The sequence below is a fragment of the Synechococcus sp. OH2 genome (genome assembly GCF_047462155.1).
Taxonomy (GTDB): Bacteria; Cyanobacteriota; Cyanobacteriia; order Thermostichales; family Thermostichaceae; genus Thermostichus.
The window spans coordinates 15,672-16,234 of record NZ_JANSIR010000050.1; the positions used below are offsets into that span (position 1 = coordinate 15,672).

Genomic DNA, 563 nt, shown 5'->3' on the forward strand with positions numbered 1-563 from the left:
GGCTTTGTCTCTGGGAACCGTCTAGGGGCGTCTTGACAGCGCCTTTACGAGTCCAACTGTGGACTGCGTAAGAACCCCCCGACTTTAGTCGCGGGAGTGTCAACTGTAAGCTCCCATTATCCTACGAATGTACGAATGGGGGATCTCAGGCTCGCAGGGCCTCGATGGGATCCAGTTGCGCCGCTTTGCGGGCCGGGAAAATGCCGAAGACCAGCCCAATCCCTGTCGAGAGGGAAAAGGCCACTGCCACTGCCACTGCATCCACGCGGGTGGCCAGGGGGGTGAACACTTGCACCGCCACCAGCAGGCCGCTGCTGAGGAGGATCCCGGCCACGCCGCCGCTGACGGCAATGAGAATAGCCTCGGTGGCAAACTGCTGCAAAATTTGCCGGCTATCGGCGCCAATCGCCTTGCGCAGCCCGATCTCAGAGGTGCGTTCCGACACCGAGATCAGCATCACATTCATGATCCCCACCCCGCCCACCAGCAGCGAGAGGGCCGCCGTGCCGGTCAACAACACCCGCAGCAGGGTTAAGATCCTGGCTGCCCCGTCCAGCAACACC

General features: G+C 62.0%; 1 protein-coding gene. It reads right to left on the bottom strand.

Annotated elements, in window-relative coordinates:
* Positions 1 to 145: 145 nt before the first annotated feature.
* Positions 146 to 563, bottom strand: a 418-nt coding sequence (locus NW835_RS03920) for an ABC transporter permease (protein ID WP_414414570.1), incomplete at its 5' end; no start/stop codon positions are given.